Origin of the sequence: Nocardioides sp. AE5, assembly GCF_031844485.1 — a bacterium.
Lineage (GTDB): Bacteria > Actinomycetota > Actinomycetes > Propionibacteriales > Nocardioidaceae > Nocardioides.
In genome coordinates this window covers 107,409-123,198 of record NZ_JAUZVI010000001.1, presented here as the reverse complement: position 1 = coordinate 123,198, position 15,790 = coordinate 107,409, and the positions used below count along the sequence as shown (strand labels likewise).

The 15,790-nt window shown below is 68.9% G+C and carries 14 protein-coding genes; 6 read left to right on the top strand and 8 right to left on the bottom strand.

The window, feature by feature from the left end; all coding sequences use genetic code 11:
* The first annotated feature begins 7 nt into the window (after positions 1-7).
* Positions 8-2,776 (top strand): protein kinase domain-containing protein, encoded by a 2,769-nt coding sequence (locus Q9R27_RS00515; RefSeq protein ID WP_311250367.1) that lies wholly within the window; start codon positions 8-10, stop codon positions 2,774-2,776.
* 435 nt (positions 2,777-3,211) lie between these two features.
* Here Q9R27_RS00515 and Q9R27_RS00510 read toward each other — a convergent pair whose 3' ends face one another.
* The 5 genes from Q9R27_RS00510 to Q9R27_RS00490 all read right to left on the bottom strand — a co-directional run bounded on the left by Q9R27_RS00510 (position 3,212) and on the right by Q9R27_RS00490 (position 8,623).
* On the bottom strand, positions 3,212-4,288 hold the full coding sequence (locus tag Q9R27_RS00510; RefSeq protein WP_311250366.1) for a hypothetical protein: 1,077 nt from the start codon (positions 4,286-4,288) through the stop codon (positions 3,212-3,214).
* A gap of 47 nt (positions 4,289-4,335) precedes the next feature.
* A complete protein-coding gene (locus Q9R27_RS00505; protein ID WP_311250365.1) occupies positions 4,336-6,849 on the bottom strand; it encodes an FtsX-like permease family protein in 2,514 nt (837 codons plus the stop codon).
* Positions 6,846-7,598: an ATP-binding cassette domain-containing protein gene (locus tag Q9R27_RS00500; protein WP_311250364.1), complete on the bottom strand. Its 753-nt coding sequence runs from the start codon at positions 7,596-7,598 to the stop codon at positions 6,846-6,848. The genes Q9R27_RS00505 and Q9R27_RS00500 overlap by 4 nt, the downstream gene beginning before the upstream one ends.
* Before the next feature lie 125 nt (positions 7,599-7,723).
* Positions 7,724-8,095, bottom strand: coding sequence for a VOC family protein (locus Q9R27_RS00495; RefSeq protein ID WP_311250363.1), 372 nt, complete (start codon positions 8,093-8,095; stop codon positions 7,724-7,726).
* 87 nt (positions 8,096-8,182) lie between these two features.
* Positions 8,183-8,623: a hypothetical protein gene (locus Q9R27_RS00490; protein ID WP_311250362.1), complete on the bottom strand. Its 441-nt coding sequence runs from the start codon at positions 8,621-8,623 to the stop codon at positions 8,183-8,185.
* A 4-nt stretch (positions 8,624-8,627) separates the two neighbouring features.
* Between Q9R27_RS00490 and Q9R27_RS00485 the strand changes: the two genes are divergently transcribed.
* From Q9R27_RS00485 to Q9R27_RS00465, 5 genes are all read left to right on the top strand, one after another.
* A complete protein-coding gene (locus Q9R27_RS00485; protein WP_311250361.1) occupies positions 8,628-8,984 on the top strand; it encodes a CAP domain-containing protein in 357 nt (118 codons plus the stop codon).
* A gap of 13 nt (positions 8,985-8,997) precedes the next feature.
* On the top strand, positions 8,998-9,744 hold the full coding sequence (locus Q9R27_RS00480) for an SDR family oxidoreductase (protein ID WP_311250360.1): 747 nt from the start codon (positions 8,998-9,000) through the stop codon (positions 9,742-9,744).
* Positions 9,745-9,853: 109 nt separating this feature from the next.
* Positions 9,854-10,426, top strand: a complete 573-nt coding sequence (locus Q9R27_RS00475) for a DUF6318 family protein (RefSeq protein ID WP_311250359.1) — start codon at positions 9,854-9,856, stop codon at positions 10,424-10,426.
* A gap of 364 nt (positions 10,427-10,790) precedes the next feature.
* Positions 10,791-11,252, top strand: a complete 462-nt coding sequence (locus tag Q9R27_RS00470) for a hypothetical protein (RefSeq protein WP_311250358.1) — start codon at positions 10,791-10,793, stop codon at positions 11,250-11,252.
* A 235-nt stretch (positions 11,253-11,487) separates the two neighbouring features.
* The gene (locus Q9R27_RS00465) at positions 11,488-13,203 is read left to right on the top strand and encodes an HNH endonuclease signature motif containing protein (protein ID WP_311250357.1); all 1,716 of its coding nucleotides are present in this window, start codon (positions 11,488-11,490) and stop codon (positions 13,201-13,203) included.
* A gap of 107 nt (positions 13,204-13,310) precedes the next feature.
* On the opposite strand, the gene Q9R27_RS00460 is transcribed toward Q9R27_RS00465, so the two are convergent.
* Genes Q9R27_RS00460 through Q9R27_RS00450 form a run of 3 tightly spaced genes read right to left on the bottom strand, consistent with a single transcriptional unit; the run spans position 13,311 to position 15,722 of the window.
* Positions 13,311-13,805 (bottom strand): hypothetical protein, encoded by a 495-nt coding sequence (locus Q9R27_RS00460; RefSeq protein ID WP_311250356.1) that lies wholly within the window; start codon positions 13,803-13,805, stop codon positions 13,311-13,313.
* Positions 13,792-15,303, bottom strand: a complete 1,512-nt coding sequence (locus tag Q9R27_RS00455; protein WP_311250355.1) for a zinc ribbon domain-containing protein — start codon at positions 15,301-15,303, stop codon at positions 13,792-13,794. Before Q9R27_RS00455 ends, Q9R27_RS00460 begins: the two co-directional genes overlap by 14 nt.
* Positions 15,300-15,722 carry a hypothetical protein gene (locus tag Q9R27_RS00450; protein ID WP_311250354.1) on the bottom strand — a complete coding sequence of 141 codons (423 nt, stop codon included), beginning with the start codon at positions 15,720-15,722 and terminating at the stop codon, positions 15,300-15,302. The genes Q9R27_RS00455 and Q9R27_RS00450 overlap by 4 nt, the downstream gene beginning before the upstream one ends.
* Positions 15,723-15,790 lie beyond the last annotated feature (68 nt).

Genomic DNA, 15,790 nt, shown 5'->3' with positions numbered 1-15,790 from the left:
GTGAACGATGAACAGGTTCTGTGTCGAGTGTGGAACCTCGCTGGCGATGGCGGGGTCGACCTGCCCCGGGTGCGGCGTACTGCTGGACAGGGGCGGGTCGACCGTGGATGCCGCCGGCGCCCTCGAGGGCCCCCAGCGGTTGGGGCGCTACCAACTGGTCCGCCTGCTCGGATCCGGTGGCTTCGGCACCGTGTGGGAGGCCCGGGACGAGGCCACTGGCGCCCAGGTCGCGGTGAAGATGCTCGACCGGATCGGCGGTGCCGAGGCTGGCATGGCCCGCAGCCAGTTGCTGGCCGAGGCGGCAGCGCTGGGGTCTGTCGACTCCCCCCACACGCTGAAGGTGCTCGACGTACTGGACCAGCCTCCGCTCCTGGCACTGGTCACCGACCTGGTCCCGGGCTGCTCGCTGCGTGCCCTGCTCGACGAGCACACCACGCTGCGGGCCACGGATGCGCTGACCGTGCTGCGCGACGCCGCCACCGGACTTGGCGCCGTCCACGCTGCCGGACTGGTGCACGGCGACGTCAAGCCGGCCAACATCCTGGTCACCGCCAGCGGCGCCTCCCGGCTGATCGACTTCGGGCTCGCCGCACTGCCCGGCTGGATCACCGACGACTCCGTCTCGCCGTGGGGCTCACCCGCCTATGCCCCACCCGAGCAGGTCGCCCACGGTTACCGCGACCACCGCAGCGACATCTACTCGCTCACCGTCACCCTCTATGAGGTGCTCGCCGGGCAACGGCCGTTCACCGGCGACACCATCGACGACATCCGCAACAAGCACGTCCACCACCCGTTGCCCGACCCACGCCACTTCGTCCCCGACCTCGGTGACGATCTGGCCAACTTCCTCGCCTGGGGCACCGCCAAGGATCCCGCCCAGCGGCCGCAGGACATCGCCACCTGGCTGCACCACTTCGAGGCCGCAGCCACCGCCCGCCACGGCGCCGACTGGGCCACCCCGACCGCCGTCGGCACCATGGTCGGCGCCATCGCCTCCGGCGGGCTCCTGGCATCGGGGGTTCTCGTCCCGGGCGCCAGCACGGGCCCTTCCTCGGCCGGCGCCGCGGGTGCCGCAACCGACCCGGCCACGGGCGGACACGTCGCCACCGGGAGCACCTCCAGCGCAACGGCACCCGCAACCACAGCACCCGCAGGTACGGCGAGCGCAGGCGCCGGCGGTAGCGCCACCACGAGCGGCGGCGGAGGCTTCCTGTCGACCCTCGGCGGCAAGCTCGCCGTCGCCGCCCTCGCCACCGCAACACTGGCCGGCGGTGGCCTCGCCCTGCACCACATCCTCACCACCGACGACCCAGCGCCGAGCGCGTCCTCACCGAGCGACACACCCGCGGCGCAAGGTGCTGAGCCAGCGGCTGGACCGGAGATGGTCGAGAAGATCGTCTACACGGCGTGGACCCTCGACGCGAGCGACCCGAGCAGCTCAAGCACCCAGGTCGTCCTGGCCAACCCCGATGGCAGCGACCCGGTCGTGCTGGCGGACGGTGCTCATGGCCTGCTCTCCCCCGACGGCCGCGAGGTGGCCTATGTCGTCGTCGATCAGAGCACCGGCCTGCTCGAGGGGGACATCCGGGTTGTGCCAGTCTCCGGGGGCGAGTCGCGTAGCGTCGTCGAGACCGACCAGTGGGCATCGTCCTATCCCTTGGCATGGACCGACGAGGAACTGATCGTCTTCGGTTGGGGCCAGGACGGTGATCAAGGGGTGGTGTCGGTCGATCCTGCGAAGAGCACTCGCTCCAGTGAGGCCAAGTTCCTCGACAGCGGTCGCTCTGGCGCCGCACCCGCGTTCGGCCCCGACGGGCAATACATCCATCCCGAACTCAGCTATGACGAAAACACCGGCAACACTTCCAACGCCTGGTTCCTCACAGAGTCACCCGGGTCGGAGCCGCGGCGGATCTACGCCACCGAAGACACGGGGCTTGAGGACAGGAGGAACTTCGCGTGGTCTCCCGACGGCGCCACGATCGCGTACGTCGATTTCGCCTTCGCGCCTGACATGGGCCCCATGAGCCATGTGGGGCTCATGGACCCGGATGGCAACGGGGAACGGCTCCTCACCGGCGATCTGGGACAGAGCGAAGGCAGGCTGGTGTGGGCACCTGACAGCAGCAGGCTGACGGTGACGGTCGGCAACGGCATCCCACTGACGACGGCGGTGATCGATATTGCCAGCGGGACCATGAAGACGATGCTGGACGAAGGAGCCGTGACCAGCTGGGGAATGGTCCCGGTCGACGCACTGACAGTGAGCCATGCCGACGCAGGCGCAGACGGCTCGCCGGCCACCCCGGCGGCGGAGGGCGTGGTCGACTACGAACCACCGCTCCTCACCGGCAACGGCGCGAGCATGGATGACCAACTCTTCTTCGAAGCAGCGTTCCGTGATGCGCTGCCAGCGCACCAGGAGTTCGCCAGTGCAGTTCGTGACTACGACCCCGGATGCGGCGACGGGCAACCACCGGTCTCCGTCACGATCGCGGTGGAGGGCTATGTCGATGGACCCGCCCTTCCCGATGCGTCGACGATGTCCGGATTCGCTGGCTATGGCATTGGTTCGGTCGAGACCGTCTGCAACCCCGGGCAGAGCGGGTACTCCGGCCCCCTGGTGTGGGCATTGAGCAACAGCCAGTGGGAGGTCGTGTGGGCACACGGCAGTCAGTGGGACTATCCCCTGACGATCGCTGCCGTGCCGGCCGTGCTCATGCAGACTGCACCGAGCCTCCCCGGCGGCTGGGAGCCGTACGCCGTTCCGTGAACGCCGTCCCTCACCCAGGACGAGCCGAGCACGACGGGCTTTCCGGACACCGAGGTCCGCAAGCGCTTCGGCCAGTGACCTGCACGCCCAGATGGGCCCCTGATGCAATTGCGGACCTCCAGCGCGGGTACGACTGGTCCGACGAACGACAACCGGGTCTCGGGTGATCCTTTGCGGCGGCGGTGTTCACCGCTGTTGCCCACGCGGCGCATCACCCGCACGTGCCCAAGAGGTACGAGCACCCTGCTCTGCCGGTCACACCCGAGGTGCAAGATCCAACTGAGCCAGTTCGATGAGTACGGGATGGTGTACACCATAGGTGGAGAAACACTCTGGATCGTGGCCGTCACTCACGCCAAGCGAACACCCGGCTACTGGATCGACAGGATCCCAGGAACCCCGTGACCGCCAGCCCGACATGATTGGGCAGACCGTTCAGTCCATCCGGGCGATGCGCGCCTTCATCCGGAAGCGGGCGAGGAAGAGCACGATCCCGCCGACCACCGCGGCCAGGATCACCACGATCCAGGCTGGGGCCGGTACGCCGTCTGCCTGGGTCTGCGGCGGCAGCGCGACGTGAGCGAGGTCCGTGCTGGGGTTGCCGGCGCTCTCGGGAGCATCATCGGCTGGCGCACCGTCGGGTGCCCCATCAGGGGTCTCGGAGGAACCGGCGCCAGGCAAACTCTCGTTGGGCGCCAGGAGGTTCGGCGGAATGACCGCGTTGCTGCCCCCCGACGACGACCCACCCGACGTGCCCGGGCGGGTGGTCACGCCACCGAAACCACCGCCTGGACTGCCGGGTGACGTTGTGGAGCCTTCGGAACCGGGGCCGGTCGTGCCGCCCCCCGTGCCACCTTCGCCACCCGTGCCCGTGCCGCCTTCCCCGGTGCCACCACCGTCGCCCCCAGAGCCACCGTCACCGCCGGAGCCGCCGTCGCCGGGGTTGGTCGGGGACGGCGATGGCGTGGAAGGAGCCGCAATGATCGTCGAGCTGGTCATCGTCGGCGTACTCTTCAAGTCGCAATTCATGACGCCAGGGCTGTTGCCGGGTGACCCCAAGCCAACTCGTAGCTCAGAGCCATCGAAGTCCCTCGCCAGCGCGACGGTGCTGCGTCCACTGCCAGATCCCGGAACCGTGACCGGAACAGTCACGGGAAGCTTGAACACCAAGGAATTGCCGGTGAAACTGCTCGCATTCGCCGAGAACGTTGTCGTCGTCTGTTGCGTGCCCGCGCCAGTGGTGACCACGAACGGAAGATCCCCTGACAAGGACGCCCTGTTCCCCCAGAAGGTCCTGGCGAGGAATGCAAACCCTGAATCGAATGCCACAGTCACGGTTCCCGTCGCAACGTACGACTTCCCCGCCGTGACCTGTGCAGGTGCGGTCAAGTCATCGGTGATGGTCAACAACGGCTTGACGGCAGTTCCCGTGACTGTGCAGTTGGCCTCGACCTCCACGGCCGTCGCCGGCGCAGCACCGACCAGCGCGAGCCCACCGCCGAGCAGCACCACAGCCGCGCCACCACCGAGGGCCCGTGCCCATCGCCTGGATCGAGTCTTCATCCGTTCACCGCCAACGCTTGAGCCGGGCGGGCCAGGGAGGCCCGCTCCATCGGAAGTACACATGCCATCCGCACCATCAGGAAGAGCACGACCGCCACCGCTATCGCCGGCAGCCACGGCACCACCGGGTGCGCCTCGATCCCGAGACCATCGGCGACGGCACGCGAGACGACCCATCCCAGTATGGAACCGGTCACCAGCCCCACACCAATCCCGACCGTGCCCACCACGAGCAGCCGCATCATCAACAGCCGGTGCAGCGAGGGCCGCTCCACCCCCATCGCATGGAGCATCACGTGCTCCCCGTCGCGCTCGCGCACCGACTGCGACCCGGCCACCAGCATGGCGCCGACCGCGAACAGCACCGCCAGCCCCAGGAACGCCAACGCCGCCGTCTCGGCAACACCCACCACTGCGCCCGTGCGCAGGCTGGCCGGCAGGGCGCCGCTAATGGTGGTGTCCGCATCGAGCAGGGCAATGCCGCTGACCTCTTCGATGACGGTGGCGCCGTCGGTTCCCTCAGCCACGCTGATCCACACGATCCGGTCCTCGGTGCCCAGCGAGACCGCCTCGAGCAGGTCCGGCGCCACCAGCACTGGCACCGGCAGGTCGTCGACATAGACGACGGGCAGGTTGGTCCGCGTGCCGAACGACCCCTGCAGGGTCACCGTGACCCCGTCGTCGTACGGCGGAGTGGCCGAGGCCGGCAGGTAGACCGTGCCCGGATCGATCTCACCGACGCCCAGCGGCCTGCCGAGCACCCGCTCCAGCCCCGGGGCCGCGCCGACAACACCGGCCGGCAGGCTGGCACCGTTGGCGCCGGTCACGGTGACGTCCGCGCCGACCGGGAGCACCGCCAGCGCCTCCACGCCGGGGACGCGGTCCAGTTCGGAGAGCGCCAGGGTCGAGAGCGGGGTCGACGTCGTCGAGCCCACCACCAGGTCAGCAGTCTGCCCCTGCGTGGCCACGTCGTCGACCGCGTCGTGGAAGGAGCCCAGGGTCACCCAACTGAACGAGACCAGGACACAGGCCAGGGCCAGTCCGATCCCCTCACCGGCCGCCCGTCCCGGCTGCTCGGCGAGCCAGCCGACGGCCAGCGACCGTGCCGGGTCGCGGCGTACGGGCTTGGTGCGCAGCACGCCCAGCGCGAGCAACCGGACCAACGTCGGCAACGCCAGCACTGCGCCGACCAGGATCGCCGCGCAGGCGGCCCAGGTGGTGCGGGTGGAGTTGGCCAGGATCACCAGTGCCGCGCCGAGCACGACCAGGGCGGCTGCGGCACCGAGCACGATCAGGTCGCGCGAGCGGTGGCGCGCCGGCACGCTGGCCGCGCGGCTCGCCTCGGCGGCCGGGTCACGCCCGACCAGCCAGGCCGGGAGCAGGGTCGCGGGCACGCCGGTGAGGACGCCGAGCACCACCGCCACCGCGACACCGCCGGGTTCGATGGTGAGCGCCGCCGCGGGCAGCGACACCAGGCCAGGCACCAGTGCCAGCAGCAGCGGCACCGCGAACGCGAGCAGGATCCCCGCCACCACACCGATCACGGCTCCGGCCAGGCCGAGCGCGAGGGCCTCGATCAGGCCGATGACGAGCAGGTCGCCCCGCCCGGCGCCGGCCAGCCGGAGCAACGAGAGTCCGCGGCGACGCGCGGCCATGCTGATGCAGGCCGCTGCGGCGGCGATCAGGCCGGCCGCCAGGACGGCACCGGCCAGGAAGGTGAGGGCGACCGCGTCGAACCCACGGAGTTCGCGCCCGGTCTCCCCGGCTGCCCGGTCCGCGGCCTCACCGGTGGTGGTTGCCCAGCCGAGCCCGGACTCGTCCACCGCGGCGACCACAGCGGCCGGGTCGGCGCCCTCGGCCAATGCCACCAGGGCGACGTTGTCCCCCTCGCGGTCCGCGAGCGTGTGGGCCAGTTCGGGGGTGACGACGCCATAGCCGCTGACGCCGTACGTCGCGGATCCCTGCACGTCGACCTCGCCGACGACCTTGTAGTTGTTGCGGGCGATGCCGGCGCGACTGAGCGCGACCTGGTCACCGACCCCGACCTTGAGGGCGTCCAGGACGTCACCGCTGAGCGCCACCTCGTCGGCGGCGTTCGGGGCGCGGCCTGCGGCATAGCCCTGCCAGCGGCCGGGGCCCTGGGCCGGCAGCGACTCGATCACCACGCCGCGGCTGACGCCCTGGGTCTGCGCGGTGGCCCGGATGGTGACCAGGCCGGAGACTGCCTCGACGCCGTCGATGCTGGCCAGGCGCTCCAGGTCGGAAGCGGTGAGGCCGTCCGGCGTACGGACCTCGCCGTCGGGCCCGGCGCCGGTCTCCACGACCACGCCGGCGCCGTCGTACTGGACCGAGGTGGCCTGCTGGACCCCGGACTGCACCGTGGCGCCGAGGACGACCGCGCTGGTGAGCAGTGCCGTCGCCAGGGCGACCATGACCACCAGGGTGGTGGTGCGCGCCCGATGGCCAGCGATCTCGCCACGGGCAGTGGCAAGGAGGACGCCCAGGTTCACGACCCGGCACCTGCCGGCGCTGGCGCCCGGGCAGGCTGCGGACGACGCTTGGGCCGCAACGGCTTGCCGTCGGCACCCACCGCGCGGCCGTTGGCGAGGCGGCGGATCCGGTCGGCGCGGCGCAGCAGCGCGGGGTCGCGGGTGGCGATGATCGCGGTGAGTCCGTGCTGGGTGACGAGTTCGTCGAGCAGGTCCAGCACCAGGCCGGCGGAATCGGCATCCAGGAAGGCGGTCGGGTCGTCGGCCAGGAGCACCTCGGGGCCGACCAGGATGGCGCGGATCATCTGGACGCGGGCCTGCTGCCCGGCTGAGAGTTCGGCGGGGTGGTGGTGGAGCCTGCCGGCCAGCCCGACCCGGTCGGCGAGCTCGGCGAGCAGGGTCTCCTCGACCGCGCGGCCGGCGAGCTTGAGCGGGAGCAGCACGTTGTCGCGGGCGCTCAGGTGGGGCAGCAGGTTGGGGATCTGCGAAGCGAACCCGATCTCCGAGCGGCGGAACGCGGTCAGCGCCCGGTCGCCGAGCTCGGTGAGTTCGTTGTCGGCGACCGTCACGGTGCCGGAGTCGACCGGTTCGAGGCCGGCAATCACCTGGAGGAAGACCGACTTGCCTGCGCCCGAGGGACCGGTGACCACCGCGACCTGCCCGCGTCGAACGGTCAGGGAGACGTCCTTGAGGACGGTCACCGGCTCGCCGTCGCTGCCCCGGAATGACTTGCCGACCGCGCGCGCCTGGACGACGACTTCGGTTTCCACGCTCGGTACTCCGGATCTCTGATGTAGTGCTGTCGTGAGGCAAAACGCTCGACATGGTGTTCAGGTCACGCAGGCGCCCGTGGCGTCGGCGTGATCCCTGTCATGATGCCTGATGCGTCGTGGGGTCAGGGCCGCTGCCAGAGGCTGACGATGTTGCCCTCGACGTCCTTGATGTACGCCGCGGAGCCGCTGTCGCCGGCCTTGGTCGCGGGCAGGATGACGGTGGCGCCCAGGTCGACCACCTTGGCCAGGGAAGCCTCGAGGTCGTCGACCTCGATGACGATGATCGGTCCCTGGCCGGGGCCCTCGCTGCGCAGCAGGCCGCCGTTGACATAGCCCGGTCCGGTCGGCTCGAAGTCCTCCGACGGGCCGGTCACGGCGTGCATGTAGCCGCGCCCCGCCTCGGTGACCTCCCAGCCGAACGCCTCGGCATAGAAGGACCTGGCCCGTTCACCATCCACGTAGGGAAGCTCGAAGTGCACCACTCGACCGCTCATGGTTGAGGAGATTACGCGAGTCGCTTCCGCCGCGACACCGTCAGTGCCACACTTCGAACACGAAAGGGGGGTCGGGATGCGAAGTGTTCACCTGGCTGGTCGTGTCGGGTGGTTCCTGGGTGGTGCGATGCTCGTGCTCGCCGGTTGCGGGGAGGCGACCCCGGACGCAGCGAGCTCCGCCTCCGATCCTTCCGCCGCTCCCAGCAGTACGGCGCCCGTGTCGCCGTTGTCTTCGTCGCCCGCTGAATCTGAGACGGCGTCTGCAACTGTCACCCCCACTGGGTCCGCATCACCCACCGAGGCGGACCAGACGCCCAGCAAGACTCCGAGCGCGGCGCAGTCCGCGACTGCCAAGCCGTCGACCGCGAAACCCTCGAACAGGCCGACCCCGCGGTCGACGCCGAAGCCCTCCAGCACGCCCAAGCCGAAGCCCAAGCCGACGGCGACTCCGAAGCCGACAGCCAAGCCGAAGCCCGAGCCGACCCCGGCGCCGGCGAAGTGCGCTGCCCCCGCCAAGACGGGATCCAACGCGGTGAACCTGACCAACAACGAACGATTCAAGGCGTCCAAGACCCCCAGTTGCCTGCGCGCGCTGAAACTCAGCTCATGCGCGCAGCGAGCGGCCCAGAAGCAGGCGGACGCACAGGCTGCGGCCGACAAGATGTTCCACAATGCCGATCTGACTGGCGTGATGACGTCGTGTGGCGCCTCAGCCGTCGGCGAGAACGTGGCTTATGGCTTCTCCTCCGACGCCGCTGTGATGGCAGGTTGGATGAACTCCTCCGGACACCGGGCCAACATCCTCAGCACGAAGTACACCAGCGTTGCCGTGGCTTGGGCGGTGGGATCGAACGGGCAGCGCTATTGGGCGCAGGTCTTCCTGGGCTGACAGACTCAGGCCCATGACGAAGACGATCCTGATCACCGGCGCCAGCTCCGGACTCGGCGCAGAAATGGCCCGCCAGTTCGCCGACCGGGGGCACGACCTGGCGCTCGGTGCGCGGCGTACCGAGAAGCTCGAGGCCCTCAAGGGCGAGATCCTCGCGCGCCACCCGCAGCGCCGCATCGAGATCCGCGCACTCGACGTGACCGACGACGACCAGGTCTTCGAGGTCTTCCACGCCTTTGCCGACGACTTCGGGACGCTGGACCGGGTGGTGATCAATGCCGGGCTGGGCAAGGGTACGCCGCTGGGCACCGGCCGTTATGACGCCAACCGGGAGACCGCGATGACCAACTTCATCGGCGCGCTGGCCCAGGCTGAGGCGGCGATGGAGATCTTCCGGGCCCAGGAGCGCGGCCACCTGGTGATGATCTCGTCGATGTCGGCGATGCGCGGGATGCCGAAGGCGATGACGACGTACGCCGCGACCAAGGCCGGGGTCGCCCACCTCGCCGAGGGACTGCGCGCCGAACTGCACGGCACGAGGATCAAGGTGTCGGTGATCTACCCCGGCTTCATCGACTCGGAGATGAACGACGTCCCCGGCGCGCAGCCGTTCCAGGTCTCCACCGAGAAGGGCGTCAAGGCGATCGTCCACGCCATCGAGAAGGAGAAGGCCTCCGCAAGTGTCCCGCCGCTGCCGTGGGCGCCGCTCGGTGTGGTGATGAAGCTGGCACCCGACGCGGTGATGAAGAAGATGGTCTGACCGGCCGCCTTTCTGCGCTGTCCACAGGCTGCGTGGGACGCCATTCCGGATTGTCCGGGTTGGCTCTAGGGTCGTGGGTGGTTTCGCCGTTCGTTGTTGTCTCGGGAAAGTGGACGGTCTGATGGGTTTCATGCGACGGGTCGCGGTGGTCGTGGCGTGTGTGCCGGTGTTGGTGCTGGCTGGGTGCGGTGACGACGAGCCGGCAGAGCCGGTGGAGTTGCCGTCGTTGTCGCCCTCAGCGCCGGTGTCGCCGAGTGCGTCGGAGTCGGTGGGGGTCGAGGAGTTGCCGGCGAGTGAGGTGGAGCCGGAGGAGTTCGTGCGTGCGTGGGTGGAGGCATACAACGCAGCCACCCTCAATGGGGACACGACGCGGATGCGCGCGATGAGCGCTGAAGGATGCGTGACTTGTGCCTCGCTTGCAGAGTCCTACTTCGAGATCTACGACGCAGGTGGATCGATCACTGTGAACGCTGGCGAACCGGTAGAGGTCAGCGAGTTGCATCTTGAACCTGGCACCACGGAGTTGGAGGCACAGGTCTCGGCGGGCCTTCATTTCAACTCGGGCAAGACTGTCGAGTCAGCGGGAGCGGAACCCGTCGCATTCCAGGAGAGTGATCTGGCGTGGGATTTCTATCTCGCTGTCGTCGATGGCCACTGGCGCATAACTGACATCGGGATCTGAGATGCCGATTCACAGGTTTGGACCTTCCTCATCTGCGATCGCATGCGGCATGGCCATGGCCATCTGCCTCACTGCAGCGGGTGCGGCAGTCGCGGACCCACGAACCGACTCGAATCGCTGCGGATCAAGGGCGAGCGCGAGTGCGTCACCGCACGCGTTCACCATCCACGGAACAGACAAGAGTGGGTGCAAGCCGCTGGCTGAGAAGGCTGATCCAAAGCCGAGGGTGGAGTGGCGTCGTACCTCGGTGCCGACGGTGGTGGGGTCGTTGGAGTGGGAGCACTGTTTCCAGTTCTTCGAGCAGGCAGGGAACGCGGATCGTCGTACGTTGACGAATCGTTGTGCGGAGGTGGTCGAGGGTGGCGTGGACACGGCGACCTTGGTGCGGCAGGCGTTCGAGGATGTGGTGATCCCGGCATCAGTGGTGGTGGTGCAGCCGCCGGGTGGGGTGACGTTGGTGAATCTGGAGACGTTGTTCCGTACGGAGGCAACGCCGTTCGAAGAGTCGGTGTCGTTGTTGGGGCGCCAGGTGGTCTTGCGGATCCGTCCGGTGCAGTTCGTGTGGCATCCCGGGGATGGGTCGTCGTTCTCGACGACGTCGCCGGGGAGGGTGTTCGAGAAGGGGCGTCCGATGAGTGATTACGTCTCCCACACCTATCCGGATGTGCATGAGCAGGTGATGGTGAGTGTGGATGTGGTGTGGGCTGCGGAGTACAGCGTGGACGGTGGTCCGTTCCTGCCGGTCGCGGGCACGGTCACCACGACGGGTCCTGGTGTGGAGTTGCGGGTGAAGGAAGCAGTACCGGTGCTGGTCTCCGGCGGCTGATCGGGTCTCATCCTTCCCCGCGTTCGGAATCGCCGCGGACTGCCTTGGTTCGTCCCGAGCGTGCGCTGTCTTTCCGTCTTCGGGGGCAAGTGTCGGGGGTGTGTGCGAGGGTTGACCCGGTTGACGCGGTCGCCTGCGTGGTGGGTAAAAACATGGTCTGACCTGTGGAAACAATCCCGCGCGGTACCGTTCAAAGTGTTGTTTTCGAACATCTGCTCGAGGTAGAATCGGGTCCATGACCACCGGCGATCACACCCACCGCCCCGGCCCCGTGCCGGGTGCTGGTGACGTGCTGGCGGATGCGGTCCGGTGGCGCTGGATCGCCGATGACGCGGAGCGTCAACTGCTCATCACGGCGGTGGCGTGGGCACACGCACACCCCGCCGACGGTGACGACGAAGCAGTGACGGGTCCGTGCCTGGTCGACGGCACCGAAGTGCCGGACTGGGATGACCTACCAGCGGTCGCATGGGATGCGGGTGTGGAGTTCGCCGCCGCACTGGGAATGTCACAGGCCGCAGGAGAACGGCTACTGGTCGAGGCGTTGGAGTTGCGGCACCGGCTACCTGGTGTGTGGGGTGAGGTGCTGGCCGGTCGGGTCCAGGCGTGGCGGGCCCGTCGGATCGCGCAGCACACACTCGGCCACCCTGGTGATGTGGCGGCGTGGATCGATGAGCGGGTAGCTCCGGTGGCGGCACGGGTGGGTGTGGGCAAGCTGGACAAGTTGTTGGACGAGGCGATGCTGCGGCTGCACCCCGCACAGCGGGAGGCAGCCGACAAGGCTGCGTTGGATGCGCGGCAGGTGCGGATGTTGGCGGATGTGTCGGCCTCGATGGTGGCGCACATCGTGATCGATGCCGACTTCAAGGACTGTGACGACTTCATGCACACCGTCAACGCCCTCGCAGCCCGGTTGGGCGAAGCAGGGTGTGAGGAGTCACTGGACGTACGACGGTCGCTGGCGGTGGGGATCCTCGCGGACCCGGAGGCTGCGTTGACGCTACTCAACGGAACCGGCGACGCCGACGACATCGACGCCGACGCGACGAACGCTGACGAGCCTGCTGCCGCGGCCCAGCCCACCATGCCGGTCCGGCCTGGTGCCCGGCGCAAGCAGGTCCGTCTGGTGGTGCACCTGTCCGCGGACGCCCTCACCCGCCACAGCCACAGCCACAGTGACTGCGGGTGCGGGTGCGGGTGCCCGGACGCGGTCGCGTTGGGTCGCCTGGAACGCGACGACGTCCCCGTGTTGGCCTCTATGGTGGCGAACTGGTGCGGCCGCTCCGACACTGACCTTGTCCTCACGCCGGTGATCGACACCGGTGAGCACATCCAGGTGGATCGTTACGAGATCCCCGACCGTCTGGTCCGCCAGATCGAGCAGACCCATCCGACGTGCGTGTTCCCGTTCTGTACGCGACCCGCCAGGGCATGCGACAAGGACCACATCGTCCCCCACGGCGAGGGTGGGGCGACCTGCAGTTGCAACCTGGCGCCGTTGTGCCGGCGCCATCACCGGTACAAGACGCTGACCGGGTGGGATTACCACCAACCCAGGGCGGGGGTGTTCGTGTGGACCTCACCCCAGGGCCGGTGCTACCTGCGTGACCACGCCGGCACCGTCGACCTCACCGCACCGACCGGACCCACCGATGGCTGTGCCGAACATACCGCCGCGCACGAGCGGACCGCGGGACGCGTGGTCGAGCACCAGTGGACACCCGCCGACCTTCGCGAACACCGTCAACACCTCCAGACCAACCTCGCCGCCGTCGCCACCACTTACGGTCCGCCGGGCTGGCCGATCGACCCACCCGACCAACTGTGCCACCGCGGCAAGTACGACCACATCCCCGAACCCTGGGAACCCGAGTGGGACCACTACACCGGACCCGGCACCCCACCCTGGGACCCACCACCAGCACCAGTCGACGACACACCACCCTTCTGACCGCCGAGGTGAGCCGGCTCAGGCGTCCAGTTCTGCGCGGAGCAACTTCATCCTTTGGTGCGAGACCACTGCCCAAAGCAGGGCGATCCCGCTGGCACCGAGTGCAATCAACCACAGCAACCAGATCGGCACGCTGACCCCGTCGGGCGGCTGGACCGGCGTGCTCTGCGCCGCGCCGGGTTCGGCTCCCGACGCCACCGGAGCGAAGAGTTCCGCGCCTTCGGCTGCGACCGTGGCCTCCGCAGGAGGCATCGCCGTCCGGCGCCGGTCAGGAGCAGCCCCAGGACGGCGCTGCAGCCCGAGCCGAGGACGTAGACCGCGACCGAGGCCAGCGCCGCACCGGCACAGACGGCGATCACTGTGCTGTCCATCCGCAGGCCACGGACGATGGTGCCGGTGTCGTGCCGTACCTCGTGCCACACCGTGCCCAGGGAGAGGCCCTGGGCGCCGATCGCCAGGCTGGCGCCGGCGCACAGGACCAGGACGCCCATACTGAGAACCAGGAGGCCGGTGCGTCCCAACGCCCCGAGCACGGTGCTCTTGGGCAGCGTCGGGTCACGCCGGATGAGATGGACGGGACGCACCCGCTCAGTACTCGTCATAGTCATCGATGCTGCAGTCACAGTGACGCTCGAACCACTCCTCGACGTAGCCGTCCTCCTGGGTCTCGATGGCGCGGTCCACGGCATCGATGAACGAGTCCAGCGGCCGGTCCCCGAAGCCGGTCACCAACGCATCGGCGTACGCGACCACCGTGGCCAGCGGATCGAGCTGATAGCCGCCCTTCACCTCCCGCAGCACAACGAACGCGCCGTCGAGACCGAAGTCGTCGAGGAGCCACTGCGGGGCACAGGCGGACCCGTAGTCGTAGTCGTCCTCAAACCAGCCGCACTCCCCCTCGAGTCCGAGGTTGAGGTATTCGTCGGAGTAGTCCTCCTCCTCGAAGGTCACGCCCACGTCCGCGGCGTCGAGCCAGAGCCGGACCAGACCGTCACCCATCTCCTCGGTGGTGGTGTCGAGTTGGTTGATGTCGATCCGCAGCCCCAGCCGGTTGTCGTCCCAGGGCTCCTGGACCAGGTGGACGAACGGCTGCAGCACCGCGGACTGCTCGATGGGCACCCGGCGCAGCAGGTCCGAGAAGTTGCCGCCCTCGGCGGCATCCGCGAGGTCGTCGATCACGTCCGCCGGCTCGGCCGAGGTGATCGGGTCCTGGCCGAGCGCTCGGTCGTACGCCGTCCAGTCCCCACCCCGGTGGTCCCTGCTCTCGATGATCGCCGTGTACTCGGCCCAGGTGCCGGCCGGGGTGATGTACCACCTGCCGTCCTTCTCCACGACCATCACGAAGAAGCCGATCTCGTGGTCGACGTACCCGTCCTCGTATTCACTGTCCTCGTCGTCACCGACGCGACCCTCGTCATAGGTCCAGTACGTCGGCGACTCCAGGTCACGGATCGTGTAGGTCTTCTGCCAGGTGTCGCCGACCTCGTCGCGCACCGCGTCACGGACTCCCGATAGCCGGTCCGGGAGCTTCGAGGTGTCGAAGGTGACGGTGGCGGTGAAGTCCTCGACGTCCACCTTGGCGGCGTGGTCACTGACCATCTCGGTGCGCAACTCGAGGTCGGTGAAGTCGATGCTGCCGGCCTCCAGCAGGCTGTCCGACGACTTGAGCTCCTGGCTCACCAGGCGATCGTTGAGGCTCTCGTAGAGTGCGTCCACACTGCGGGCCTCACCGGGGTTGACCAGTTTCAGTGCCTCGATCGGGTCCTGCGACTCGACCGCGGCGAACATCGCCTCGACCGCCTCGTCCGGGTTGCCCGCACCACCGGCCGAGGCGAAGAAGACCTTCCACACCACCAGACCGACCACCGAGGCCGCCACCAGAGTGAGCACGCCGATCAGGGCCGGGACGAGCCAACGGGATCGACCGCTGCCGCTGGGCGGCGGCACCGGTGGCCCGGTCAGGGGCGCCGTGGCCGTGGCAGGCGGGGGCGCGGCAGGCGGCGGGGGCGCCGCGGTGACCGCTTGGACCGGATTGCCGCACGCGGGGCAGAAGCGCACGCCCGGCGGGAGCTGGTTGCCGCAACGGGGACAGAAGTTCATCGGTTCTCCTTGATCACGACCGACGAGGCGAAGGCCCCGACGGCAAGCAGGACCCCGGCCAGCGCGAGCCATGCACCGGGGCCGAAACGGTCCGGCTCCGCACGGGTCAGGCTGGCCAGGATGACGAGCAGGATCGCCGAGGCGATGCCGGCCAGCACCGAGCGCAGCACGCGCCAGGCCCGGCCGGACAACGGCACCGTGACGAGCAGGATCGCCGCCACGGCCGGCACCAGCACGATGAGCCAACCGACGGACGCGGGCACGGAGCCGAGCACGCCGTCATGGCGCAAGGCCCCGGCCTCCAACGGTGTCGCCCGGGAGAGCGGACCACGGCTGGTCCAGGGCAGGAACACCTGGCCGAGCCAGGCCCCTGAGGCTGCCGCCCAGAGCACGGCTGGCACGGCGGCGGCAGGTCTCACAGGGAGATGTTGGCATCCATCCGGGGGTGTTCGTCGGGTTTTGCCCGATTTTTCTTCCGCGGCACCCG

Bases quoted from the DNA above. Each gene is read 5' to 3' on its own strand.
- Q9R27_RS00515 (WP_311250367.1), top strand. From the start codon at position 8: ATGAACAGGTTCTGTGTCGAGTGTGGAACCTCGCTGGCGATGGCGGGG.
- Q9R27_RS00465 (WP_311250357.1), top strand. From the start codon at position 11,488: ATGACCACCGGCGATCACACCCACCGCCCCGGCCCCGTGCCGGGTGCT.
- Q9R27_RS00495 (WP_311250363.1), bottom strand. From the start codon at position 8,095: ATGAGCGGTCGAGTGGTGCACTTCGAGCTTCCCTACGTGGATGGTGAA.
- Q9R27_RS00455 (WP_311250355.1), bottom strand. From the start codon at position 15,303: ATGAACTTCTGTCCCCGTTGCGGCAACCAGCTCCCGCCGGGCGTGCGC.
- Q9R27_RS00460 (WP_311250356.1), bottom strand. From the start codon at position 13,805: ATGACGAGTACTGAGCGGGTGCGTCCCGTCCATCTCATCCGGCGTGAC.
- Q9R27_RS00480 (WP_311250360.1), top strand. From the start codon at position 8,998: ATGACGAAGACGATCCTGATCACCGGCGCCAGCTCCGGACTCGGCGCA.